Genomic DNA, 24,922 nt, shown 5'->3' with positions numbered 1-24,922 from the left:
GCTTTTCAGCGCGGCTCGACTGGAGCACGCTTCTCTATTTGCGACAAAGGCTTATGAGGGCTTTTTATGAGTGAAGTCAAGCATTCACGTCTGATCATCCTCGGCTCGGGCCCGGCCGGCTATACCGCCGCGGTATACGCTGCCCGCGCTAACCTGAAGCCCGTGATGATCACCGGCATTCAGCCCGGCGGTCAGCTCACGACCACTACCGAAGTGGACAACTGGCCGGGCGACGTCGAAGGTCTTACCGGTCCCGCGCTGATGGAGCGGATGCAGAAACACGCAGAGCGCTTCGATACCGAAGTGGTTTTCGACCACATCCACACGGCTGAGCTACAGCAACGCCCCTTCATCCTCAAAGGCGACAGCGCTACCTACAGCTGTGACGCGTTGATCATTGCCACAGGCGCCTCAGCTCAGTATCTCGGCCTGCCTTCCGAAGAGGCGTTTGCCGGCCGCGGCGTGTCGGCCTGCGCTACTTGTGACGGCTTCTTCTACCGCAATCAGGTAGTGGCTGTGGTCGGTGGCGGCAACACGGCCGTCGAGGAAGCACTTTATCTGTCGAACATCGCTAAGGAAGTGCATCTGATTCATCGTCGCGACAAGCTGCGTTCTGAGAAGATCCTGCAGGACAAGATTATGGACAAAGCGGCCAACGGCAATATCCGGCTGCACTGGAATCACACGTTGGAAGAGGTTCTGGGCGATGCCAGCGGCGTCACGGGCGTGCGGCTGAAGAGCACGGTATCGGGCGAAGAGCAGAAGCTTGAACTGTTGGGCGTATTCATCGCCATTGGCCACAAGCCCAACACCGATCTGTTCCAGGGTCAGCTTGAGATGAAGGACGGTTACCTCAAGATCAAGGGCGGCAGCGAGGGCGACGCCACCTGCACGACTATCCCAGGCGTCTTTGCAGCTGGCGACGTGGCCGACCACGTATACCGTCAGGCCATCACGTCCGCGGGTGCCGGCTGCATGGCCGCGCTCGATGCCGAAAAGTATCTGGATCAGTGACCACAGCCGGGCGGATAGTATGCGTATCCGCCCCTTCGTGACGCACCGATAATGCTGACCTGGCTGCAGCGCGACGACTTGTCGTTCCCCCCGCTAGAAAAGGCCTTGCGCGAGCCCAACGGACTGCTCGCCGCCGGAGGCGATCTGTCTCTGGAACGCTTGCTGGCCGCCTACCGACATGGTTGCTTCCCCTGGTATCAGGACGGGCAGCCAGTGCTCTGGTGGTCACCCAACCCGCGCACGGTTCTTTATCCCGAGGAACTGCATATCTCGCGTAGCCTGCGCAAGAAATTACGCCAGGGTCCATTCAGTGTGACCTTCGACCGTGCATTTCGAGAAGTAATCGAAGGCTGCGCCGCCCCGCGCAGCTATGCCGACGGCACGTGGATCACGACAACGATGCAGAACGCCTATGTGAGGCTGCATCAACTCGGCATCGCACATTCGGTTGAAGTCTGGCAGGACCAACAGTTGGTCGGCGGGCTCTATGGCCTCGCCATGGGTCGACTATTCTTCGGCGAATCGATGTTCAGTCGGGCAACCGATGCGTCCAAAATCGGGTTCGTGACATTAGTGGAACGCCTCCAAGATTGGGGATTCAAAATGATTGACTGCCAGATGCCGACGCAACATCTGGCCAGTTTCGGTGCGCGCTCCATATCCCGCGAGGCTTTCGCCGAGACGCTTGCCGAGTACCTGGACGAACCTAGCTCAGCCCGATGGGAGCCCTAGTCGACTAAGCCAAGCTGACCTACACTGAGTTCAAGATTTTCGAGAGCTGACCATGACTTCACTGGCTCGTCTCAAGTTCTACGCAACCCAGCCTCACGCGTGCAGTTACCTGCCCGACGAGCAGGCCACGACGCTCTTCCTCGACCCCAGCCAGCCGATGGACGTACAGGTGTACGCAGAACTGTCCGAAATGGGCTTCCGCCGCAGCGGCGATCATCTCTACCGTCCACACTGCCAACGCTGCACCGCCTGCATCCCCGCACGGATACCTGCCGATGGGCTGCAACTCAATCGTCAGCAGAAAAGAATCCTTAAACGCAACGCTGACTTGTCCGTGACGGATGTTCGCCCCTCGTTCACCGAAGAATATTATTCGCTTTATGCAAGTTACATCGAGCAGCGCCATGCTGACGGCGATATGTACCCGCCAAGCCGGGACCAGTTCCACACCTTTCTGGTCCGCGACCTCCCCTTCTCCCGCTTTTATGAATTCCGCCTGGAAGGCCGCCTGCTGGCGCTGGCAGTGACCGATGTGCTACCGAATGGCCTCTCTGCGGTTTACACCTTCTACGACCCCAGCGAGGAGCGCCGCAGCCTGGGACGCTTCGCCATTCTCTGGCAGGTCAACGAGGCAGCTCGCCTAGGCCTGAAGGCTATTTATTTGGGCTATTGGATCAAGAACTGCCGCAAGATGAATTACAAAACCGAGTACCGCCCAATCGAACTCCTGGTCAATCAGCGCTGGATTACTCTGAGCTGAGCCCTTGGCTCTCGGAGCCCTTTCAGGCACAATGCTTGCCGCTTTTACCCGCGCATGCTTGCGCCGGGTCAATCATTGGACACCGAGGGCTTTACTGAATGTCGAAAGAAGACAGCTTCGAAATGGAAGGTACTGTCGTCGACACCCTGCCCAACACCATGTTTCGTGTGGAGTTGGAAAATGGGCACGTCGTTACTGCGCATATTTCTGGAAAGATGCGCAAGAACTACATCCGGATTCTTACCGGTGACAAGGTTCGCGTAGAACTAACACCGTACGATTTGAGCAAAGGTCGCATCACCTACCGCGCCCGTTAACGGTACGCGAGAAAGAATGCCCGGTTATGACCGGGCTTTTTTGTTTGTGCCCGCTACAACCGATCACCAGTCCTCACAGGCCCACCCGCCTTCTGCATTTCGCCGGATGATCCAAACAGAAACGCCCGGCAATGCCGGGCGTTTCTGTCAGCGCTGCGATACCAGTATGCGTTAAGCCAATTCAGCCGAGGTTTCAAACTCGAAGAATGGCTCACCATCGCGAATATCGATGTGCACCACACCACCGTGCTCCGCCAACTCACCGAAAAGGATTTCCTCGGCCAACGGCCGCTTGATCTTATCCTGAATTAGGCGAGCCATCGGCCGCGCGCCCATTTGGACGTCGTAACCACGCTCGGCCAACCAACCACGCGCCGCGTCGGACACCTCAAGCGTGACGTGCTTGTCCTCGAGCTGCGTCTGCAGTTCGATGAGGAACTTGTCAACGATGCTCTTGATGACTTCGTGACTCAAGCGGCCGAACTGGATAATGGTGTCCAGGCGGTTGCGGAACTCCGGCGTAAAGCTCTTCTTGATCACCTCCATCGCATCGGATGCGTGATCCTGATGAGTGAAACCAATCGAAGCGCGTGCTGCCGTTTCCGCACCAGCATTGGTGGTCATGATCAGAATGACGTTGCGGAAATCGGCTTTGCGGCCGTTATTATCAGTCAGCGTCCCGTGATCCATCACCTGCAACAGCAGATTGAATACCTCTGGATGCGCCTTCTCTATCTCATCAAGGAGGAGCACGCAGTGCGGTTGCTTGGTGATCGCCTCGGTCAACAGTCCACCCTGATCGAAACCGACGTAGCCGGGCGGAGCACCGATCAGCCGCGACACGGTATGACGCTCCATGTATTCGGACATGTCGAAGCGCACCAGTTCGATACCCAACGCCCGCGCCAGCTGCCGCGCCGCCTCCGTCTTGCCGACGCCGGTAGGGCCAGCGAACAGGAATGAGCCCACAGGCTTGTCAGGCGCTTTCAGCCCGGCACGTGACAGCTTGATGGCCGTGGCGAGCGAATCGATCGCATCGTCCTGACCGAAAACGGTCAGCTTCAAATCACGTTCCAGGTTGCGCAATAGCTCTTTGTCAGACGTACTGACATGCTTGGGCGGAATCCGCGCGATCTTGGCAACGATATCTTCAACCTGCTCCACATCGATTCGAGCGACGCGCTTATCTTCCGGCTGTAGGCGCTGGAATGCTCCCGCCTCGTCGATCACATCGATCGCCTTGTCCGGCATATGCCGATCGTTGATATAGCGCGAAGCCAGTTCTGCAGCAGCCCGGAGCGATTCATCGCTGTATTCGATGCTGTGATGCTGCTCGAAACGCCCCTTCAAGCCACGCAGGATGCCGATGGTGTCCTCGACGGACGGCTCGGACACATCGACCTTCTGGAAGCGTCGAGCCAGAGCACGATCCTTTTCGAAGATGCCGCGGAACTCCTGAAACGTGGTCGACCCGATACAGCGAATCTCTCCGGACGAAAGCAGCGGCTTGAGCAAATTGGAGGCATCCATCACACCACCCGAAGCCGCACCAGCTCCGATGATCGTGTGAATCTCATCAATGAACAAAACCGCCTGAGGCCGCTTGCGCAGCTCATTCAGCAGCGCCTTGAACCGCTTCTCGAAATCACCCCGGTATTTGGTCCCGGCCAGCAAGGCACCGAGATCCAAAGAGTAAACAACGCTGTTGGCAAGCAGCTCCGGCACCTGATTGTCCACGATGCGTTTTGCCAAGCCCTCGGCAATCGCGGTCTTACCGACACCAGCCTCACCAACCAGCAAGGGATTGTTCTTGCGACGACGCGCCAGGATCTGCGCGACTCGCTCGACTTCATGCTCTCGTCCAACGAGTGGATCTATACGGCCTTGGCGAGCCAGCTCGTTGAGATTGCTGGCATAGGCATCGAGCGGGTTGCCCGAAGTAGCGGACTCACCACCCTCCTCATCCTGCATTTCCGAATCGCCGTCAGGATTGCCGTTATCACCCGGCACCTTGGAAATGCCGTGAGCAATGTAGTTGACGACGTCGATACGAGCGACGTTCTGCTGTTTTAGCAAGAACACCGCCTGGCTTTCCTGTTCGCTGAAGATCGCAACCAGCACATTCGCACCAGTGACTTCGCGCTTGCCAGAACTCTGTACATGGAAAACCGCCCGCTGAAGCACCCGCTGGAAACCCAAGGTGGGCTGGGTTTCGCGCTCTTCGTCATGCTGGGGAATCAGAGGCGTGGTGGAATCGATGAATTCCTGTAGGTCATGGCGCAATTTATCGAGGCTGGCTCCGCAAGCACGCAACACCGTTGCGGCCGCTTCGTTATCCAGCAGAGCTAACAGAAGATGCTCGACCGTCATGAATTCATGACGCTTGGTACGAGCCTCCTTGAAAGCCAGATTCAGAGTGACTTCGAGCTCACGGTTCAACATAGCTTTCACCTCTTACCCAGCAGTCGGGTTTAACCGTCCTTCTCGATCTCACAAAGCAATGGGTGCTGGCACTCCCTTGCATATTGATTGACCTGCATCGCTTTGGTTTCTGCGACGTCTCGCGTGTAAACACCGCAGACGGCTCGTCCTTCGGTATGAACCGCCAGCATGATTCTGGTGGCGACCTCCCGATTGTGATTGAAAATTCCTTCGAGCACCTCCACGACGAAATCCATCGGCGTGTAGTCGTCATTAAACATGACAACTTTGAACATCGGTGGTGCCTTCAGTTGTGGCTTGGCTTCTTCGACCGCCAAGCCGGAAGAGTCGTCATCCAACGGTTTTGGACGATCCTGATTGAATATTAGTTGAAATGTTGGAGATGCACGCATGCGTATGACAGTTCTAAATCGGGGCGCCGAGGCCGGGTAAGTGGAAAGGCTTCACAGCCACCTGACGAGTCGCCTTGACTATCGGCAAAACGATGATACAAACAGTAATGTGCCACAACGGCAACGGGCTGCGCGTATGGGCCAAGTGCTGCATCAGCGCGGAATGAAATGGATGTTACTCCAGTGATGGACTCCTTTGCAGAGGGATAACAGCATGCTAAGCGGTAAGGTCAAGTGGTTCAACAACGCCAAAGGCTATGGATTCATCGTAGCAGACGGCGGCGATGAGGACCTGTTCGCCCACTACTCGGCCATCCAAATGGAAGGGTACAGAACTCTAAAAGCTGGGCAAGCGGTCATGTTCGATATTCTGCAAGGTCCCAAGGGCCTGCATGCAACCAACATCAGGTCGCTGCAGACCACTGTGGATGTAGCGGCACCTGTTTTACAGAGCGCAACCGTAGACGCCTGATCCCAAGGCAACAAAAAGGCCGATCTGTGATCGGCCTTTTTGTGTCGCTTGCGCAGTTACATATGCGAGATCATGGCATCGCCAAATTCCGAGCAGGACATCAGTTTCGCGCCGTCCATCAGACGCTCGAAGTCATAGGTCACCGTCTTCGCAGCGATCGCGCGCTCGGTCGATTTGATGATCAAATCTGCCGCTTCCACCCAACCCATGTGGCGCAGCATCATCTCGGCGGAGAGAATCAGTGAGCCGGGGTTGACCTTATCCTGACCAGCATACTTCGGTGCGGTGCCGTGGGTCGCTTCGAACATGGCGACGGTGTCGGATAGGTTAGCGCCCGGGGCGATACCGATACCGCCTACTTCCGCCGCCAGCGCGTCTGACAGATAGTCGCCATTGAGGTTAAGCGTGGCGATGACATCGTACTCGGCCGGACGCAGCAGAATTTGTTGAAGCATGGCGTCGGCAATGGCGTCCTTGACGACGATGTTCTTGCCAGTGGTCGGGTTCTTGAATTGCATCCAGGGCCCACCATCCAGCAACTCGGCACCGAATTCATCGCGCGCGACTTCGTAGCCCCACTCTTTGAAGGCACCTTCGGTGAACTTCATGATGTTGCCTTTATGCACGAAGGTTACCGAACTGCGATCATTGTCTACCGCGTATTGCAGCGCCTTGCGCACCAGCCGCTTGGTGCCTTCCAGCGAAACCGGCTTGATGCCGATGCCGCAGTTTTCGGTGAAGCGAATCTTCTTGACGCCCATTTCCTCAGTGAGGAACTTGATGACCTTCTCCGCCTCCGCAGAGCCCGCCTTCCACTCGACACCGGCGTAGATGTCCTCGGAGTTCTCGCGAAAGATGACCATGTCGACATCGGCCGGCTTCTTGACCGGACTAGGTACACCGGTAAACCAGCGAACCGGACGCTGGCAAACGTACAGATCCAACTCCTGGCGCAGCGCGACGTTGAGAGAACGGATACCACCACCAACCGGTGTTGTCAGCGGTCCCTTGATGGACACCACGTAGTCGCGAACGACCTCCAGCGTCTCCTTTGGCAGCCAGGTGTCCTGGTCGTAGACCTGAGTCGCTTTCTCGCCAGCATAGATTTCCATCCAAGCGATCTTGCGCTTGCCGCCATAGGCTCTCTCTACAGCCGCGTCGACCACCTTGATCATTACCGGACTGATATCAACGCCAATCCCGTCACCCTCGATATAGGGAATGATCGGATTGTCGGGAACGTTCAGGGTGTTATCGGCATTGACGGTGATTTTGTCACCGTTGGCAGGCACCTGGATCTTTTGGTATCCCATGCTGGACTCCGTTTTTGTGGTTAAACATTAAACAGCGGTCATCTCCGAAGAGTAACCCAGTTGAATCAGCCGAAACCATATTGTTCATTGGTCTATGGCCACGGGCATTTTTTGACAACGAGCCGCGGTGATATACTGCTTAGGTGACTAACGAGTCATGAGGAGCCAACGAGACCCTTGGCCCTGTACCGCCAGGCTGCTAACCGCAGCCGGACGGATCGAACACTCAACACTCTAGTGGTGCTGCATCCAACATCATCGCGGCGAATCTCGATGCTGGCTCAATGAACGTAGCCAGGCCGCCTACCTGCGTTTCGAGATTCTGTGCACGCTCAGCAAGAGAGAGTTAACTCTACATGTCCACCCGCTCGAAGATCATTTACACCTTCACCGACGAAGCCCCGGCGCTGGCCACCTACTCGCTTCTGCCTATTGTAGAAGCCTTTGCCGCTTCCGCTGACATCTCCGTCGAAACACGTGACATCTCTCTTGCAGGGCGCATTCTTGCGGCCTTCGCGGATCAACTGGACGCGGATAAGCGGATCGATGACGACCTCGCCAAGTTGGCCGTTCTGGCGACTCAGCCAGAAGCCAACATCATCAAACTGCCGAACATCAGCGCATCGGTGCCGCAACTGCGCAACGCCATCGCCGAGCTCCAGGCTCAGGGCTACAACGTCCCGAACCTCCCGGAAGACCCGCAGACTGACGAAGAGCAAGAGGTACGCGCTCGCTACAGCAAAGTGCTTGGCAGTGCGGTGAATCCGGTACTGCGCGAAGGCAACTCCGACCGCCGCGCGCCCGCCGCGGTCAAGGCGTTCGCTCGCAAGCACCCGCATTCGATGGGCAAGTGGAGCATGGCGTCGCAATCCCACGCGGACTACATGCGCGGCGGCGACTTTTTCTCCAGCGAGCAATCCGTCACCATGGCTAAGGCCGGTGACGTGCGCATCGAGTTCGTCGGCAAAGACGGTAAGGTTGAGGTCAAGAAGCTGCTCACGCTCGAGGAGGGCGAAGTCCTCGACAGCATGTTCATGAGCTGCAAGAAGCTGCGCGAGTTCTTCGAGAAGACGCTGCAGGATTGCAAAGAAACCGGAGTCATGTGGTCGCTGCACGTGAAGGCAACCATGATGAAGATTTCCCATCCGATCGTTTTCGGTCACGCCGTCAGCGTCTACTACAAGGAAGCGTTCGATAAATACGCTGACCTGTTCAAGGAGCTGGGCGTCAATCCGAACAACGGTTTGAGCAGCGTCCATGACAAAATCAAGAGCCTACCGGTCTCGCAGCAAGAAGAGATCTTGGACGATATTCACGCCTGCTATAGCCGCCGCCCGGAAATGGCGATGGTGGACTCGGTCAAGGGCATCACCAACCTGCACATCCCGAGCGACGTGATCGTCGACGCCTCAATGCCAGCGATGATCCGCAGCTCCGGACAGATGTGGGGCAAGGACGGCACGCTGAAAGACACCAAGGCGGTGATGCCGGAAAGCACTTACGCCCGTATCTATCAGGAAATGATCAACTTCTGTAAAACCAATGGTGCATTCGATCCGACCACCATGGGCACGGTGCCCAACGTCGGCCTGATGGCACAGAAAGCGGAAGAGTACGGCTCGCACGACAAAACCTTTGAAATGATCGCCGACGGCACCATGCGCGTCGTGCTGAACGACGGTACCGTGCTGATGCAGCACGAAGTCGAGGAAGGCGATATCTGGCGTGCCTGTCAGACCAAGGACGCGCCGATCCGCGACTGGGTCAAGCTGGCCGTCACCCGCGCCCGCCTGTCGAATACCCCGGCGATTTTCTGGCTCGACCCGGAGCGCGCCCACGATCGCGAGCTTCAGAAGAAAGTTGAAACCTATCTGCAAGACCATGACCTGACCGGCCTGGATATCCGCATGATGGGTTACAACGAAGCCATCCGCGTCAGCATGGAGCGTCTGGTCCGCGGTCAGGACACCATTTCGGTTACCGGTAACGTACTACGCGACTACCTGACCGACCTGTTCCCGATCATGGAACTCGGCACCTCGGCCAAGATGCTCTCGATCGTCCCGCTGATGGCCGGTGGCGGCATGTACGAGACGGGCGCTGGCGGCTCGGCGCCCAAGCACGTGCAGCAGCTGATTGAAGAAAACCATCTGCGCTGGGATTCGCTCGGTGAATTCCTGGCGCTTGCGGTATCACTGGAAGAAACTGGAATCAAGACAGACAACGCGAAAGCTAAGCTGTTGGGCAAAACGCTGGACGCCGCCACCGGCAAGCTGCTCGACAACAACAAGTCGCCATCGCGTCGCACCGGCGAGCTGGATAACCGCGGCAGCCATTTCTACTTGGCGCTGTACTGGGCCCAGGAACTGGCGGCACAAACCGAAGATATGGAGCTGCAGACTCACTTCGCACCGCTGGCCAAGCAGCTGAGCGAAAACGAAGCAGCTATCGTTGCTGAACTTGCAGAAGTCCAGGGCAAGCCAGTAAACATTGGTGGCTACTACCGCTCCAACCCGGAGCTTACCAGACAGGTAATGCGTCCAAGCGCGACCTTCAACGCGGCACTCGCCGCAATGGTCTGAGACGGCTGGCGCTAACCTAGCGCCGTTGCGTTACATGGAAACCCCGGCCTCATGCCGGGGTTTTCCGTTTTCCAACACACCCTGACGCTACTATTCAGCCAGAGGACAAGCCCGAACATGACCTGGAACCCCCACATCACAGTCGCGACCATCGTCGAAGCAGATGGCCGCTTTCTCATGGTCGAGGAATCGAAAGGTGGTCGACTGGTGCTGAATCAGCCGGCAGGCCATCTCGAACCCAACGAAACGCTGCGGCAAGCAGCGGTGCGCGAGACACTCGAGGAAACAGGATGGGAGGTCGAGCTGAACGGCGTGGTTGGCATCTACCTCTACACTGCGCCGAGCAATGGCGTGACCTATCAGCGTGTCTGCTTTGCGGCCAATCCGGTTCATCATCACCCGCAGCGTGAACTCGACACCGGTATTGTCGGCGCTCACTGGATGTCTCGTGATGAATTGTCAGGGCAGCCGGAACGCTGGCGCAGCGAACTCATCCTCCGTTGCATCGACGACTATCTGGCGGGGCCGACGTACGACCTGACCGTGGTACGCGACTGACCCGCCTTAACCGCAGGCTTGGCCAGCCTGTTAGAATTCGATTCTTTGCCGTCAGCCCTGAGTTTTTATGTCTGATTCAACGTCCGTTGCTCCTGAAAACCCTCGCGTCATAGTCGGTATGTCCGGTGGCGTCGATTCTTCGGTTTCCGCTCTGCTTCTGCTTGAGCAGGGGTATCAGGTTGAAGGCCTGTTCATGAAGAACTGGGAGGAAGATGACGGCACCGAGTACTGCACCGCACGCGAGGATCTGGCCGATGCTCAGGCCGTCTGCGATCGGCTCGGCATCAGGCTGCATACCGCTAACTTCGCGGCTGAATACTGGGACAACGTATTCGAGCATTTCTTGGCCGAATACAAGGCTGGGCGAACGCCCAACCCGGACATCCTGTGCAACCGCGAGATCAAGTTCAAAGCCTTTCTGGATTATGCTCTGGCGCTGGGTGCGGACCTGATCGCCACCGGCCATTACGTGCGCCGACGCGACACCGACGGACGCAGCCAGCTGCTCAAGGGCCTCGACCCGAACAAAGACCAAAGCTACTTTCTTCATGCCGTGGGCGGCGAGCAGCTGAGCAAGACATTGTTTCCCGTCGGCGAACTGGAAAAACCAGCCGTCCGCGCCCTGGCCGAAAAACATGGCCTCGCGACGGCGAAAAAGAAGGACTCGACGGGTATCTGCTTTATTGGTGAACGCCGGTTCAGCGATTTCCTCAAGCAATACTTGCCAGCCCAGCCCGGCGATATCGAGACCATCGACGGCGAAACCATCGGTCGCCACCACGGCCTCATGTATCACACCATCGGTCAGCGGCAGGGGCTGGGCATTGGCGGCCTCAAGGATGCCGGCGATGAACCCTGGTACGTATTGAGCAAGGATCTCGAGCGCAACGTACTCGTGGTGGGACAGGGCAACGATCACCCTTGGCTGTTCTCCCGCGCCCTGCTCGTCTCCGAGATGTATTGGGTCAATCCGTTGGAGCTGTCCGCACCTCTACGCCTCACCGCTAAGGTTCGATATCGCCAGAGCGATCAGCTCTGCACCTTGGAGCAGACAGCCAATGGCTACCGAGCCATATTCGATGATCCTCAACGCGCCGTCACGCCTGGGCAGTCCGTGGTGTTTTACGACGGCGAGGTCTGCCTCGGTGGTGGCGTCATCGAAACTGCCGAACCCTGGTTTGCCGGAGTTCGCCCATGACGCCCCTGCAGGAACAGCTGGTCGCGCTCGGTGCGGTATTCGAAGCTGCTGCACTGGTCGATCGGATCGCCCGCACCGGTCAGGTCCCGAACGCCGCGCTTGGCAGCATGCTAGGCAGCCTGCTCGTTCGGGAGGACAAGCCGGCACGGGAAATCTATGGCGGCGACGACCTCAATCTACGCGATGGTTATCGAGCACTCGTCGGTGCGCTGGAGCGCGACACCAGCAGCCTGCAGCGCGAGCCATTGCGCTATGCCTTGGCCATGATTGGCCTCGAGCGTCAGCTGGATAAACGCAGCGACTTGCTACAGGTCATAGGAAGTCGCCTCGATCAGATACAACAGCAGGTCGACCATTTCGGGCTGACTCACGAAAATGTGATCGCCTCCTTCGGCGGTCTTTATCAGGACACGCTCAGCACGTTCCGGCAGCGCATCCAGGTGCAAGGCGACATGCGTCACCTTCAGCAAACCGACAATGCCGCCAAGATCCGCGCGCTTCTTCTGGCCGGAATTCGTTCCGCGCGGCTGTGGCGCCAGCTCGGTGGACATCGTTGGCAAATGGTGTTCAGCCGCCGCAAACTCCTTGATGCACTGTACCCCATGCTCCGGTCGGAATAAGCGCCATCGGTGCGGCACGGCGACGGTCACCCCGCCGCTTTCGTGTATAATCTGCGCCCTCTTTTCGTTGCTCGACTGCCGAGATGCCTCTTATGCAGCTTTCCACGCTCACCGCGGTTTCCCCCGTCGATGGCCGCTACGCCGGCAAAACCAGCGCCCTGCGCTCTATTTTCAGCGAGTTTGGTCTGATTCGCTGCCGCGTCCAGGTCGAGGTGCGTTGGTTGCAGCGTCTGGCCGCGCACAGCGGTATCCCAGAAGTCGCGCCCTTCTCCTCGGAAGCCAATGCGCTGCTCAATCAGTTGGCTGAAAACTTCGAGTTGGCGCATGCCGAGCGCGTCAAAGAGTTCGAGCGCACCACCAACCACGATGTGAAGGCGGTGGAGTACCTGCTGAAAGAGCAGGCCAAGCAACTGCCCGAACTAGCCAAAGTAAACGAATTCATCCACTTCGCCTGCACGAGCGAAGACATCAACAATCTGTCCCATGCATTGATGCTGCGTGAAGGCCGCGACAATGTACTGCTGCCAGTGATGCGCCAGCTGGCCGATGCCATTCGCGCGCTGGCGGTCGAGCACGCCGATGTTCCCATGTTATCCCGGACCCATGGCCAGCCCGCTTCGCCAACCACCCTGGGCAAGGAGTTGGCCAATGTGGTCTATCGCCTCGAGCGACAGATCGCACAGGTCGAAGCCGTTCCGCTGCTGGGTAAAATCAACGGTGCTGTCGGTAACTACAACGCGCACCTGTCTGCCTATCCCGAGGTCGACTGGGAAGCCAACGCGCGCGCGTTTATCGAAGATGACCTGGGCCTGACCTGGAACCCCTATACCACTCAGATCGAGCCTCACGATTACATCGCGGAGCTCTTCGATGCTGTGGCGCGCTTCAATACCATCCTGATTGACTTCGACCGCGACATCTGGGGCTACATCTCGCTGGGCTATTTCAAGCAACGCACCGTTGCCGGTGAAATCGGCTCCTCGACAATGCCGCACAAGGTTAACCCGATCGATTTCGAGAACTCCGAAGGTAATCTGGGAATCGCCAATGCCCTGCTTCAGCACTTGGCGAGCAAACTACCGATTTCCCGTTGGCAGCGGGACCTGACCGACTCCACAGTCCTGCGTAACCTTGGCGTCGGCTTTGCCCACAGTCTCATCGCTTACGAGGCGAGCCTCAAAGGTATTGGCAAGCTGGAACTCAACCAGGCGCGTATCGCCGAAGACCTCGACAATTGCTGGGAAGTGCTGGCTGAGCCGATCCAGACGGTGATGCGCCGCTACGCCATCGAAAATCCCTACGAGAAGCTCAAAGAGCTGACCCGAGGCAAAGGCATCAGCCCCGAGGCCCTGCAGACTTTCATCGAGAGCCTGGATATACCGGCCGAAGCCAAAGCCGAGCTGCGCAAGCTCACCCCGGCTGGCTACATCGGCAACGCGGCCGCCCAGGCCAAGCGGATCTGAACGACGCCTTCTTTTTGCACGCCCGGCTGTGCCGGGCGTTTTTATTTGCAGCTCTGTAGCAGAGCAAGGTACCTGCATGACTTCCGATATTCCTTTGCAAATTCTCGGCGGCATAAGCGCGCGCGAGTTCCTGCGCGATTACTGGCAAAAAAAACCACTGCTCATCCGTCAGGCGATTCCCTCGTTCGAAAGTCCGGTTTCGCCCGACGAACTAGCCGGGCTGTCGCTGGAAGAGGAAGTCGAGTCGCGCCTGGTCATCGAACATGGCGACAGCCCTTGGGAACTGCGCCGCGGGCCGTTTAGCGAAGATACTTACCAGCATCTTCCGGAGCGCGACTGGACGCTACTGGTCCAGGCGGTCGATCAACTGGTTCCAGAAGTCGCCGAGCTCATCGAACATTTCCGTTTCCTGCCCAACTGGCGGATCGACGACGTGATGGTCAGCTTCGCGGCCCCGGGAGGCGGCGTCGGCCCGCATTTCGACAACTATGACGTCTTCCTCCTGCAGGCTCAGGGTCAACGCCGTTGGCGCGTAGGACAGATGTGTGACGGCGACAGTCTCATGCTGCAACACGCCGACTTGCGCATCCTTGCGGATTTCCAAGGCACCGATGAATGGGTTCTGGAACCCGGCGACATGCTTTATCTGCCACCTCGGCTGGCGCATTTCGGCACCGCCGAAGATGCCTGCATGACCTATTCGCTCGGCTTCAGAGCGCCTAGCGCCGCTGAAGTCCTGACACACTTCACCGACTTTCTCGCTCAATTCCTACCCGACGAAGAACGCTATAGCGACGCTGACCTCACTCCCACCGATGATCCCTACCAGATCCAGGGCGACGCGCTCGATCGGCTGCGGGCGATGCTCACCGAACACATGGGCGATGAGCGCCTGCTGCTCACTTGGTTCGGCCAGTTCATGACCGAACCTCGCTATCCAGAACGCGTGCAGGGCCCGGACATAGAGGAGCATGCGCTACTCGCTGCGCTGAAAGATGGCGCGGTCCTGATCCGTAATCTCAGCGCGCGCCTGGCCTGGAGCGAGGTCGACATTGGTCTTCTGCTGTTCGCCAGCGGCCAGAGCCGCTTGCTGCCTTCGCATTTGAAAGATCTTTTGAAACTGATCTGCTCGGCTGATGCGATACATGCGGAAAACCTCGCACCGTGGCTGAACGACGAAGATGGGCGTAATCTGGTATGGCAGTTGGTCAAGCAGGGAAGTCTGGAGTTTGCTGATGAGTGATATAGAAGTTCGCATCGCCGACTGGCAGCAGGACAACGCCGATTTGCGTCGAATTCGCGAGACCGTTTTCATCGCCGAGCAGTCGGTGCCGCCTGAGCTCGAATGGGATGCGGACGATGCCGAGGCCGTGCATTTCCTCGCCCTTGAAAGTGGCTATCCCATAGGCACGGCGCGCTTGCTGAATGATGGACATATCGGTCGCGTCTCCGTGCTACGCGACTGGCGCGGGATGCATGTTGGAGGCGCGCTGATGAAGGCCGCGATCGAAGAAGCAGAACGTCGTGGTCTCCGCGAACAACGACTGACCGCCCAGGTCCATGCCACCTCGTTCTATGAACGCCTCGGTTTTGAAGTGATCAGCGAGGAGTTCCTGGAAGCGGGCCTACCCCACGTCGATATGCTTCGAAAGAGCAACTGATCCACCATGAATCGCAATGACCCGGATCGACCAGCCACCTCCGCAGAGTTGGTAGATATCGATTTTCACTCACCGGGTCGTTTCGAAATCAATAACCCATCGGCATCGCCAACAGGCCTGGAGCAATGGAGCTCTGCTTCATTCGTTCTGGGTAGTAGCCCAGCTCAGGCCTTCAACAGCGCGGTTGAGGCTCGCCAGCATGCGTTAGCGCTGATTGAACAGGCCCGACGTAGTCTGAATATTTACACGCCAGACTTGGAGCCCTGGCTGTACAACCACAGCTGTATTCAACAGGCTTGCTCGCACTTTCTTCTGGCACACCCACGCAATCGCCTGCGTATTCTGGTCGGCGATTCCTCCCGCGCCGTCAAGCAAGGGCATCGTCTGGTTACGCTGGCGCGCCGATTGACCAGCAACCTGGCGATTCGCAAATTTCATCCGGACTATCCGATGCAAGCGTGCGCTTTCCTGATAGCCGACAACTGTGGCGTGCTGGTTCGCCCTGAGCCAGACCAATTTTCCGGCCATGCGCTATACCGGGATCCCGGTCGCGCCCGCCAGCGACAGCGATTATTCGACAACGCCTGGGACCACAGCCTGTCTGACCCCGACCTGCGGAGTTTCCTGCTATGAAGCGCTATCTCCTCGCTGTGTTCCTGGCATTCGTCAGCCTCTCGCTTCATGCCGCGACACAGGTAATCCCTCTCGAATTCCGTATGGCCGAAGACGTATTGCCAATCGCGCAATCGGTAGTCGGCAATCAAGGCAAGGTAAACGCTTACGGGAATCAGCTGATCGTGAACGCGCCTTCCGCTGTAATCGCTGAGCTGCAGGACGTGCTGTCCCAGATCGATACTGAGCCCCGTCGATTGCTCATCAGTGTCGATACGCAAAACTCGGCGATGAGTAGTGACAATGGCTATCGAGTCGATGGCTCCGCCCGTATCGGTGACGTGGAAATCCAGACCGGGCGCGGGGAAGCCAGAGGCAGTGATCAGGTCCGCATCATCCGTCGCAGCACCAACAGCCAAGGCGGAGGCGTTCAACAGATTCAGGTTACCGAGGGCTACCCTGCTTTGATACAGGTCGGCCAAAGCGTGCCTATTACCACCACTGGCGCCGACGGCTACGGCCAGATCTATCAGCAGACCCAATATCGGAATGTCACGCGCGGCTTCTACGCCACTGCCACGGTTCATGGTGATCAAGTGCAGGTCACCGTTAGCAGCCATAACGACCGGATAAGCGCCTATCGGCCGGATACGATCAATGTGCAGCAAACCGATACCCGTGTAAGCGGACGCCTCGGTGAATGGATATCGCTTGGCGGCATCGACGAGTCCGCCAGCTCCAATGACAGCGCAACGCTGCGACGCTACTCCACTGAAGGTCGCCAGAATCTGTCGCTACGACTCAAAGTCGACATGCTGGAATAGAACGGCTTAGAAAGATTCGATGATTTGCAGAAAATGTAGTGCCCTGAAAATTTCACTACAAAACAATTGACGAACCATTTTGGCCGGAGCATCATGGCCCCGCTCCCGCTAATCAGGGGCCCTGTAACGGGCCTCCGGGTCATACTTAGCCAACCAGCTGAGGGGTCCGTGACTGTACTGCCCACAAGGCGGACTGACGAGGTTGCGACTGGAACGAGTCGTCCTGAGGGACGGGGAAGCGATTAACGCATCAGCTCGAAGATGCCAGTTCTGCTGAGTCGCCCGACGGCCTAAGCCGCTGTGTGCCGGAATGCCACGATCATTCCACAGCTAGCCGAATCTTCCAGCGGTCGTAACTGCACACCCTCCTCTCTTGGTTCAATCCTCGTCCCGGTCAGTATTTCGACGCTCTGCCGCGTGTTGCCCGCATCATCATGCGATCAGCACGTAGGTTTCGGTGGGAACAGTCGGTGCTCAACCAAACACGAATTTTTTTGAAAGGATTGACCATGTCCGCTTATCAAAACGACATCAAGGCCGTTGCCGCTCTGAAGGAAGTAGCTGGAAGCAGCTGGAGCGCTATCAACCCTGAATCCGTTGCCCGTATGCGTGCTCAGAACCGTTTCAAGACCGGTCTGGAGATTGCTCAGTACACCGCCGACATCATGCGCAAGGACATGGCTGAGTACGATGCCGATTCGTCCGTTTACACCCAGTCGCTGGGTTGCTGGCATGGCTTCATCGGTCAGCAGAAGCTGATCTCCATTAAGAAGCACCTGAAGACCACCAACAAGCGCTACCTCTACCTGTCCGGCTGGATGGTTGCCGCGCTGCGCTCCGAATTCGGCCCGCTGCCGGACCAGTCGATGCACGAGAAGACTGCCGTCTCCAACCTGATCGAAGAACTCTACACCTTCCTGCGCCAGGCTGATTCCCGCGAACTGGACCTGCTGTTCACCGCCTTGGACGCCGCTCGCGAAGCTGGCGACAGCGGCAAAGCAGCGGAAATCCAGAACCAGATCGACAACTACGAAACTCACATCGTCCCGATCATTGCCGACATCGACGCCGGCTTCGGTAACCCGGAAGCCACCTACCTGCTGGCCAAGCGCATGATCGAAGCAGGCGCCTGCTGCATCCAGATCGAGAACCAGGTTTCGGATGAGAAGCAGTGTGGCCACCAGGACGGCAAAGTGACCGTTCCCCACGCCGACTTCCTCGCCAAAATCGCGGCCGTTCGCTATGCGTTCCTCGAGCTGGGCATCGACAACGGCGTAATCGTTGCGCGTACCGACTCCTTGGGTGCCGGCCTAACCAAGCAGATCGCCGTGACCAAAGAGCCGGGCGACCTGGGCGACCTGTACAACTCCTTCCTGGATTGCGAAGAAATCACCGAAGACGAACTGGGCAACGGCGATGTCGTGATCAAGCGCGAAGGCAAGTTGTTGCGTCCGAAGCGTCTGCCGTCCAACCTCTTCCAGTTCCGCAAGGGCACAGGCGAAGCACGCTGCGTACTGGATTGCATCACTAGCTTGCAGAACGGCGCCGATCTGCTGTGGATCGAAACCGAGAAGCCGCACGTTGGCCAGATCGCCGAGATGGTCAACGAAATCCGCAAGACCATTCCGGATGCCAAGCTGGTCTACAACAACAGCCCGTCCTTCAACTGGACCCTAAACTTCCGTCAGCAGGTGTTCGACGCCATGGTCGCCGAGGGCAAAGACGTCTCCGCCTACGACCGCGCCAAGCTGATGAGCGTGGAGTACGACGAAACCGAACTGGCCCAGGTTGCCGACGAGAAGATCCGCACCTTCCAGAAGGACGGTTCCGCTCATGCCGGTATCTTCCACCACCTGATTACTCTGCCGACCTACCACACCGCCGCGCTGTCCACCGACAACCTGGCCAAGGGCTACTTCGCAGACCAGGGCATGCTGGCCTACGTCAAAGGCGTGCAGCGTGAAGAACTGCGTCAGGGCATCGCCTGCGTCAAGCACCAAAACATGGCTGGCTCCGACATCGGCGACAACCATAAAGAGTACTTCGCTGGCGAAGCAGCTCTGAAGGCAAGTGGTAAAGACAACACCATGAACCAGTTCCACTAAGAATGGTTCTGGCTCGGGCCTCGGCCCTAGCTGGTGGTGTGAAAAAAGCCCCGGTAGATACGGGGCTTTTTGTTTGTGTTCAGGAAATCATCAAGCGAACCGCTTGTCGGCCGCTGTTGGATTGTCATTAATCTGTCGCGAGTTCAGCCTAGCGTCGCAGTTCCGTCGATTACCTATGGAGCTGCATCGTGACTGACAATAACGACAACCTCATGTTTGGCAACGGTGATGAATTGCCGAGCAATCGTTCAGCCAACCCCCATATCCAGGATGTCATCAACGCGGGGCGGCGCAAGGTGCTCACCAGCGGTGCGGCAGTCGGCGCACTTGCGTTTCTCGGCGGTCTACCTGCGATTACCAACGCAGCAGCTCCAGCTACTGAGCGTGGCTTGCCCTTCCAACGTCGGACCCGACTCCCATTTGGTGCGGTAAGCATTACCAGAGCTGACACGGTGACAGTGCCGTCCGGTTTCTCCGCAACAGCGTTCATTCCTTGGGGCACGCCGATTTGCGGAAGCTATCCTGCGTATCTCGAAGATGCTAGCAACAGCGCGGAAGATCAGGCACAGCAGACCGGCATGCACCACGACGGCATGCATTTCTTCCCTATGGATGCCAAATTCAAGGGCCGCAAGAGCGATCACGGCTTGCTCGCGCTTAACCATGAATACATAGATGTACCGTTGCTACATCGCAACGGCGCCACTGTCGTCAACGGCAAACGCGTCGACGCCGATGAAGTCCGTAAGGAAATAAACGCTCATGGCGTTTCGATTGTAGAGATTCGCCGCAACGCCCGCGGCGAATGGGCGGTATTGCCATCAGCCCGCAACCGGCGCATCACTGGCGCGTCCCCCATGCGGATCGAGGGGCCGGCGCGAGGTCATGATCTGATGAAGACCCGCTACAGCCCAAGCGGCACATCTGCACGAGGAACGTTGAACAATTGCGCGAACGGCTACACACCGTGGGGAACCTATCTAACCTGCGAGGAAAACTGGGCGGGCTATTTCGCGAGTCGCGATTCTGAACTGCCCCGCCACCTGCGGCGCTATGGTCTTCCTTCGACTAGCCGTTACGGCTGGGAAACGATTCCGGGTGATGAATTCCAGCGCTTCGACGCAACGGCAACGGCAGAGGATTTCAGAGCCGACTATCGCAACGAGCCCAATACATTTGGCTGGATCGTCGAAATCGATCCGTTCGACCCCGACTCCACACCAGTAAAGCGCACCGCACTCGGCCGATTTGCACATGAAGGACTGGTGTTCGCGCCCGTCAAGCCTGGCTGGCCGGTGGTCTGCTATTCAGGAGACGACTCGCAAAATGAATACATTTATAAGTATGTAAGCCGCGATAGGTATCGCCCGCTGCGCAGCGACGGCCAGCTCCTTGATGAAGGAACGCTTTACGTGGCCCGATTCAACCCAGACGGCAGCGGTGACTGGCTGCCGCTTGACATTGAAAACGCTGATTTTCAACAGGCTTGTGCTGCCGCCAATGTTGAGTTTGCCAACCAAGGCGAGGTGTTGATCAATACCCGCCTCGCTGCCGATATTGTCGGTGCGACGAAAATGGATCGTCCTGAATGGGGAGCCGTACACCCTGACACTGGCGAGGTGTATTTCACGTTGACGAACAATAGCTCTCGGCCGGACACCGACGCGGCAAACCCACGCGCGCCGAATCCTTACGGACATATCATTCGCTGGCGCGAAGAAGGGAGGAACCACACCGGCGTTCGGTTTCAGTGGGACTTGTATCTTCTCGCCGGCCCACAAAACGACAGCCGTGATCCTCGCGGCAAACCGTTGACCGAGGAAAATATACTGGCGAGCCCTGACGGACTCTGGTTCGATAACGATGGCCGGCTTTGGATACAGACCGATATGAGCGGTGGCCAGCTGAGCAATGGGCCGTTCGGCAACAACCAAATGCTGGTATCAGACCCCGTAACAGGCGAAACCAAGCGATTCCTGGTGGGCCCCAAAGGTGCCGAGGTGACAGGAATAACTGCAACACCGGATTTCCGTACGTTGTTCGTTAACATCCAACACCCGGGCGAAGGTTCAACCTCCACCGAGTACACCAGCACCTGGCCCGATGGCCCAGGGCGCCGGCCACGTTCCGCCACGGTAATAATCAGTCGCGAGGATGGCGGGCGAATAATTTAACTCGCGGCCGCGGCCGGCATGGTCCGGACGCGGCTCGTTAGCGAGTTCCCTCAGGTGCAGTGAACAAGCCCCACGTCGACATGAAAAGCGCAGCAATGAGCGGGCCGATCACGAAACCATTCAGGCCGAACAGAGCGAGCCCACCCAGCGTTGAAATCAGTACCAGATAGTCTGGCATCTTGGTATCCCTGCCTACGAGAATTGGCCGCAGGATGTTATCGACCAAGCCAATTACAAGGATCCCATAGAGCGTAAGAATCACACTCTGCAGAACCATGCCCTTCATCAAAAAATAGAGTGCGGCCGGGGTCCATATCAGCCCTGCTCCAACCGCCGGCAGCAACGACAGGAATGCCATGAGAACGCCCCAGAGCGCGGCCGCTGGAATTCCCAGTACTGCAAAGATCGCCCCTCCGAGAAAGCCTTGGGTAGCTGCGACCACAATGTTGCCTTTAACCGTAGCCCTGACCACACGAGTGAACTTGCTGAATAATCTACGCTTCTGATTATCGCTCAGCGGTAGCGCTCGTCGAATCCGAACGACCAGGTCTCGTCCGTCTCGAATGAGGAAGAACAACAGATACAGCATTAGGAAAAAACTGACCAGGAACTGGAATGTACCCTGACCAAAGCTGAAGGCCTTGGTCGCCAAAAACTGGCTGCCTTCTAACGCCCAGCTTGCGAGTCGCTCACGAATCTGGTCGACATCACCTAGCCCGAACCGCCGCAACTGCTGCTCCAATGACGCGGGTAGCAATTCCTTTGCAGTTCCAACAAAGCTACCGACATCCAACTCACCACTTTCGATCTGCCTATAGAGCGAAGCACCCTCCTGGACCAGCAACCCTGTAATCAGAATAACCGGGAGCACCGCAACGATCAGACATACCATCAAGGTGATAAAAGCAGTCAGATTCCGTCTGTTGCCCAGATATTGATGCAGGCGTCGCTGAAGCGGAGCAAAGATGATGGCAAGAATGACAGCCCAGAAGACGGCGCCATAGAAAGGGAAAAGTATCCAGCCGAAAGCGATAGTGACGACGAGCAACAGCGCGAGAAACACTTTTTGCTCAAGGGTTGAATTCACTGTCTGCATCCTTTCGCTGCGGCTGTGTCTATTAGTCAGCGATTGCCGCGAGGAGTGCCGATTCGGCGATGGAGCAGAAACAATCAAAACGCCGTTACGAGGACGGCGTTTGAAAAATATACAGGCTAGTGCTCACTCTGTCACAGGATCATGGCTGCAGCCCAGCCGAATGCAAGAAGTGGCAGATTGTAATGCAAGAATGTCGGCACCACGGTATCCCAGATATGGTTGTGCTGGCCGTCGGCATTAAGTCCTGCTGTTGGGCCAAGTGTAGAATCCGAAGCCGGCGAACCTGCATCTCCCAACGCGCCCGCAGTACCTACAAGGCTAACGATAGCCAATGGACTGAATCCGAGCTCCACCCCTAACGGGACGAAGATAGCGGCAATGATTGGGACCGTAGAGAAGGAAGAGCCGATGCCGATGGTGACCAACAGCCCCACCACCAACATCATCAGCGCACCGATGGCCTTGCTGTTACCTATCCACTCTGCAGATGCATCGACCAATGTTTTCACCTCACCGGTCTCACGCATGACTTCTGCGAAGCCTGCGGCAGCAATCATGATGAAACCGATCATTGCCATCATTTTCATGCCTTCGGTGAAGAGGTCATCAGCCTCCCGCCAACGCACTACCCCCGAGGCAGAGAAAATAACGAAACCTATCAGAGCCCCGATAATCATCGAGTCCAGCCACAACTGGACAATGAACGCTGCCGCAACTGCCAACGCCGCAGTCAGTAAGGTGAGAGGGCTATAGCTGACGCTTTCCACTTTCGATTGATCTAACTTCGCCAGCACGTACGCCCGCGGCTTGCGATAGCTAAACATGGCAATCAATAGGCCTGCTGCCATACCGAGAGCTGGGATCAGCATGGCTTGGCTTACATTGACCCCCGTGATATCAACACCGCTCTTAGCGACATTGGCGAGCAGAATTTCAGTTAGAAAGATATTACCGAAGCCAACGGGAAGGAACATGTAAGGCGTTATCAAGCCAAACGCCAGCACGCATGCTATCAATCGCCTGTCGATCTGCAGCTTGCTTAGCACGTACAACAGGGGCGGAACCAACAGAGGAATGAATGCAATATGAATCGGTAGGATATTTTGTGACGACACTGCGACTACAAGCAGCAGCCCGATCATCATCCACTTGACTGAACCACCCGATTGCACCTCTCTCGTCCCTAAGATTGCTAGCGCTTTATCGGCCAGTGCATGGGCCAACCCGCTTTTCCCGATTGCTACCGCAAACGCGCCGAGTAGCGCATAGGACAGCGCAACCGTCGCTCCTCCGCCGAGCCCCTTATTGAAGGCGGCAAGGCTACCTTCGATTCCCAGCCCACCCAACATGCCGCCGGCAATAGCGCCAGTAATCAAGGCTACGACAACATGAACTCTGCACAGGCTAAGAATCAGCATAATGCCGACTGCGGCCACTACTGCATTCATTTCAACTCCCCGAAACGGCGAATGCCGATAAAAAGTCGGGTAATTTGCCGCAACCCTGCTGTGGTGTCAAAGAACTAAAGGAGCATTAGCAAAAGTCACTCTGATTCCTAGCTGCCGATTAAGTTTGGAGCCTCGAAGGCCTTTCACGACATCCGGCTTTATAGGCAAGCTCACTCGATCCGTTTCACTGCGACACCCTGGATACAAAACGGTAAAATGCCGCCACAGAAATTTTTACCTTCGGATGGGCCAGTGGAAATATTCAAAGAGTTTACGTTCGAATCCGCACATCGTTTGCCGCATGTACCTGAGGGTCACAAATGCGGTCGGCTGCATGGCCACTCATTCCGGGTCGCCATTTACCTAGAGGGTGAGGTCGACGCGCATGCTGGTTGGATTCGTGATTTTGGCGAGATACGGCAGATCTTCAAGCCGATTTACGAACAGCTTGATCATAACTATCTGAACGATTTACCAGGCCTGGAGAACCCCACCAGCGAAAACCTGGCGAAATGGATATGGGACAATCTGAAGCCGCTGATACCGGAATTGTCTCGGATTCGCATCCATGAAACTTGCACTAGCGGCTGTGAGTACCGAGGCAGCTAGCGGGAACTGAACAGCCTGCATTGCTGGGCCACATTGCATTGGCATGAGGAGGCTTAACGAAGCCTCTTCAAAGATGCGATGGACCCTCTTCTCCTGCGTTTCCCGCATAAGCCTTCTACAGCAGCCGCACATACAAGCTCATCTCTCCTATAGTCGCCGGTAAATGTCAGCGAGTCGTCACAGGCCCAGCAGGAAGAGCAATGTGAGCATGCCGTATTGAGCCGGCGTGCTCGCCAAGTGACGCGCAATTCCAACTCATCGTCGGCACCGATATGTTGTTTGACGTGCTCGCCACCATTCAGCCTGGCACATTTCCGAGCTACGCTTGAGTTCTTATCTTTGGTCGAAGTGCACTGAGGCCGAGGTTCTACCCAACATCAATCGTGTTGCGGGCGGCCCTGATATTTCTCTGGCGCAAAGACAAACCCCCGACCTTCTTACGAGGGTCGGGGGTTTGGTGTAGAAGCTTGACGATGACCTACTCTCACATGGGGAGACCCCACACTACCATCGGCGATGCGTCGTTTCAC

Annotated in this window: 22 protein-coding genes; 17 read left to right on the top strand and 5 right to left on the bottom strand. The window is 57.1% G+C overall.

What is annotated here, in order from left to right; genetic code table 11:
- The first annotated feature begins 66 nt into the window (after positions 1-66).
- From trxB to infA, 4 genes are all read left to right on the top strand, one after another.
- Complete coding sequence (gene trxB, locus E0D86_RS21120; RefSeq protein WP_131651973.1) at positions 67-1,014, top strand: thioredoxin-disulfide reductase; 948 nt, start codon at positions 67-69, stop codon at positions 1,012-1,014.
- Positions 1,015-1,065: 51 nt separating this feature from the next.
- On the top strand, positions 1,066-1,746 hold the full coding sequence (gene aat, locus E0D86_RS21115; RefSeq protein WP_131651972.1) for a leucyl/phenylalanyl-tRNA--protein transferase: 681 nt from the start codon (positions 1,066-1,068) through the stop codon (positions 1,744-1,746).
- A 52-nt stretch (positions 1,747-1,798) separates the two neighbouring features.
- On the top strand, positions 1,799-2,506 hold the full coding sequence (locus E0D86_RS21110) for an arginyltransferase (protein WP_131651971.1): 708 nt from the start codon (positions 1,799-1,801) through the stop codon (positions 2,504-2,506).
- A 98-nt stretch (positions 2,507-2,604) separates the two neighbouring features.
- A complete protein-coding gene (gene infA, locus E0D86_RS21105) occupies positions 2,605-2,823 on the top strand; it encodes a translation initiation factor IF-1 (RefSeq protein WP_002553999.1) in 219 nt (72 codons plus the stop codon).
- Positions 2,824-2,994: 171 nt separating this feature from the next.
- Here infA and clpA read toward each other — a convergent pair whose 3' ends face one another.
- Both clpA and clpS read right to left on the bottom strand, forming a co-directional pair.
- Positions 2,995-5,265, bottom strand: a complete 2,271-nt coding sequence (gene clpA / locus E0D86_RS21100; RefSeq protein WP_131651970.1) for an ATP-dependent Clp protease ATP-binding subunit ClpA — start codon at positions 5,263-5,265, stop codon at positions 2,995-2,997.
- A gap of 29 nt (positions 5,266-5,294) precedes the next feature.
- Positions 5,295-5,657, bottom strand: a complete 363-nt coding sequence (gene clpS / locus E0D86_RS21095; RefSeq protein ID WP_131651969.1) for an ATP-dependent Clp protease adapter ClpS — start codon at positions 5,655-5,657, stop codon at positions 5,295-5,297.
- Between the two features lie 214 nt (positions 5,658-5,871).
- Between clpS and cspD the strand changes: the two genes are divergently transcribed.
- The gene (gene cspD / locus E0D86_RS21090) at positions 5,872-6,129 is read left to right on the top strand and encodes a cold shock domain-containing protein CspD (RefSeq protein ID WP_131651968.1); all 258 of its coding nucleotides are present in this window, start codon (positions 5,872-5,874) and stop codon (positions 6,127-6,129) included.
- Between the two features lie 56 nt (positions 6,130-6,185).
- Here the strand turns inward: cspD and icd are convergent, their stop codons facing one another.
- Positions 6,186-7,442: an NADP-dependent isocitrate dehydrogenase gene (gene icd / locus E0D86_RS21085; RefSeq protein ID WP_131651967.1), complete on the bottom strand. Its 1,257-nt coding sequence runs from the start codon at positions 7,440-7,442 to the stop codon at positions 6,186-6,188.
- Positions 7,443-7,798: 356 nt separating this feature from the next.
- Between icd and E0D86_RS21080 the strand changes: the two genes are divergently transcribed.
- The 11 genes from E0D86_RS21080 (at position 7,799) to E0D86_RS21030 (ending at position 21,239) form a co-directional block, all read left to right on the top strand.
- Positions 7,799-10,024, top strand: a complete 2,226-nt coding sequence (locus E0D86_RS21080) for an NADP-dependent isocitrate dehydrogenase (RefSeq protein ID WP_131651966.1) — start codon at positions 7,799-7,801, stop codon at positions 10,022-10,024.
- A gap of 117 nt (positions 10,025-10,141) precedes the next feature.
- Positions 10,142-10,582, top strand: a complete 441-nt coding sequence (locus E0D86_RS21075) for an NUDIX hydrolase (protein ID WP_131651965.1) — start codon at positions 10,142-10,144, stop codon at positions 10,580-10,582.
- A gap of 67 nt (positions 10,583-10,649) precedes the next feature.
- Positions 10,650-11,780: a tRNA 2-thiouridine(34) synthase MnmA gene (gene mnmA / locus E0D86_RS21070; protein WP_165914272.1), complete on the top strand. Its 1,131-nt coding sequence runs from the start codon at positions 10,650-10,652 to the stop codon at positions 11,778-11,780.
- On the top strand, positions 11,777-12,400 hold the full coding sequence (gene hflD, locus E0D86_RS21065) for a high frequency lysogenization protein HflD (protein ID WP_131651964.1): 624 nt from the start codon (positions 11,777-11,779) through the stop codon (positions 12,398-12,400). Before mnmA ends, hflD begins: the two co-directional genes overlap by 4 nt.
- A 92-nt stretch (positions 12,401-12,492) precedes the next feature.
- The gene (gene purB / locus E0D86_RS21060; protein WP_131651963.1) at positions 12,493-13,863 is read left to right on the top strand and encodes an adenylosuccinate lyase; all 1,371 of its coding nucleotides are present in this window, start codon (positions 12,493-12,495) and stop codon (positions 13,861-13,863) included.
- A 76-nt stretch (positions 13,864-13,939) separates the two neighbouring features.
- On the top strand, positions 13,940-15,106 hold the full coding sequence (locus tag E0D86_RS21055; RefSeq protein ID WP_131651962.1) for a cupin domain-containing protein: 1,167 nt from the start codon (positions 13,940-13,942) through the stop codon (positions 15,104-15,106).
- Positions 15,099-15,524 carry a GNAT family N-acetyltransferase gene (locus tag E0D86_RS21050; RefSeq protein WP_131651961.1) on the top strand — a complete coding sequence of 142 codons (426 nt, stop codon included), beginning with the start codon at positions 15,099-15,101 and terminating at the stop codon, positions 15,522-15,524. Before E0D86_RS21055 ends, E0D86_RS21050 begins: the two co-directional genes overlap by 8 nt.
- 6 nt (positions 15,525-15,530) lie before the next feature.
- On the top strand, positions 15,531-16,157 hold the full coding sequence (locus E0D86_RS21045; RefSeq protein ID WP_131651960.1) for a histone acetyltransferase HPA2: 627 nt from the start codon (positions 15,531-15,533) through the stop codon (positions 16,155-16,157).
- The gene (locus tag E0D86_RS21040) at positions 16,154-16,960 is read left to right on the top strand and encodes a secretin N-terminal domain-containing protein (protein ID WP_131651959.1); all 807 of its coding nucleotides are present in this window, start codon (positions 16,154-16,156) and stop codon (positions 16,958-16,960) included. Before E0D86_RS21045 ends, E0D86_RS21040 begins: the two co-directional genes overlap by 4 nt.
- A gap of 509 nt (positions 16,961-17,469) precedes the next feature.
- A complete protein-coding gene (locus E0D86_RS21035; protein ID WP_131651958.1) occupies positions 17,470-19,065 on the top strand; it encodes an isocitrate lyase in 1,596 nt (531 codons plus the stop codon).
- A gap of 212 nt (positions 19,066-19,277) precedes the next feature.
- On the top strand, positions 19,278-21,239 hold the full coding sequence (locus E0D86_RS21030) for a PhoX family phosphatase (protein WP_371924100.1): 1,962 nt from the start codon (positions 19,278-19,280) through the stop codon (positions 21,237-21,239).
- 37 nt (positions 21,240-21,276) lie between these two features.
- Here the strand turns inward: E0D86_RS21030 and E0D86_RS21025 are convergent, their stop codons facing one another.
- Positions 21,277-22,335, bottom strand: coding sequence for an AI-2E family transporter (locus E0D86_RS21025; protein ID WP_131651956.1), 1,059 nt, complete (start codon positions 22,333-22,335; stop codon positions 21,277-21,279).
- Positions 22,336-22,466: 131 nt separating this feature from the next.
- On the bottom strand, positions 22,467-23,783 hold the full coding sequence (locus E0D86_RS21020; protein WP_131651955.1) for a Na+/H+ antiporter family protein: 1,317 nt from the start codon (positions 23,781-23,783) through the stop codon (positions 22,467-22,469).
- Positions 23,784-24,035: 252 nt separating this feature from the next.
- Here E0D86_RS21020 and queD point away from each other — a divergent pair, with 252 nt between their 5' ends.
- Positions 24,036-24,392: a 6-carboxytetrahydropterin synthase QueD gene (queD, locus tag E0D86_RS21015; RefSeq protein ID WP_131651954.1), complete on the top strand. Its 357-nt coding sequence runs from the start codon at positions 24,036-24,038 to the stop codon at positions 24,390-24,392.
- Positions 24,393-24,922 lie beyond the last annotated feature (530 nt).

The sequence above is a fragment of the Pseudomonas sp. IC_126 genome (assembly GCF_004331835.1).
Taxonomy (GTDB): Bacteria; Pseudomonadota; Gammaproteobacteria; order Pseudomonadales; family Pseudomonadaceae; genus Stutzerimonas.
Note: the sequence above shows the minus strand (reverse complement) of the source record. Positions and strands in the feature narration are given on the sequence as shown.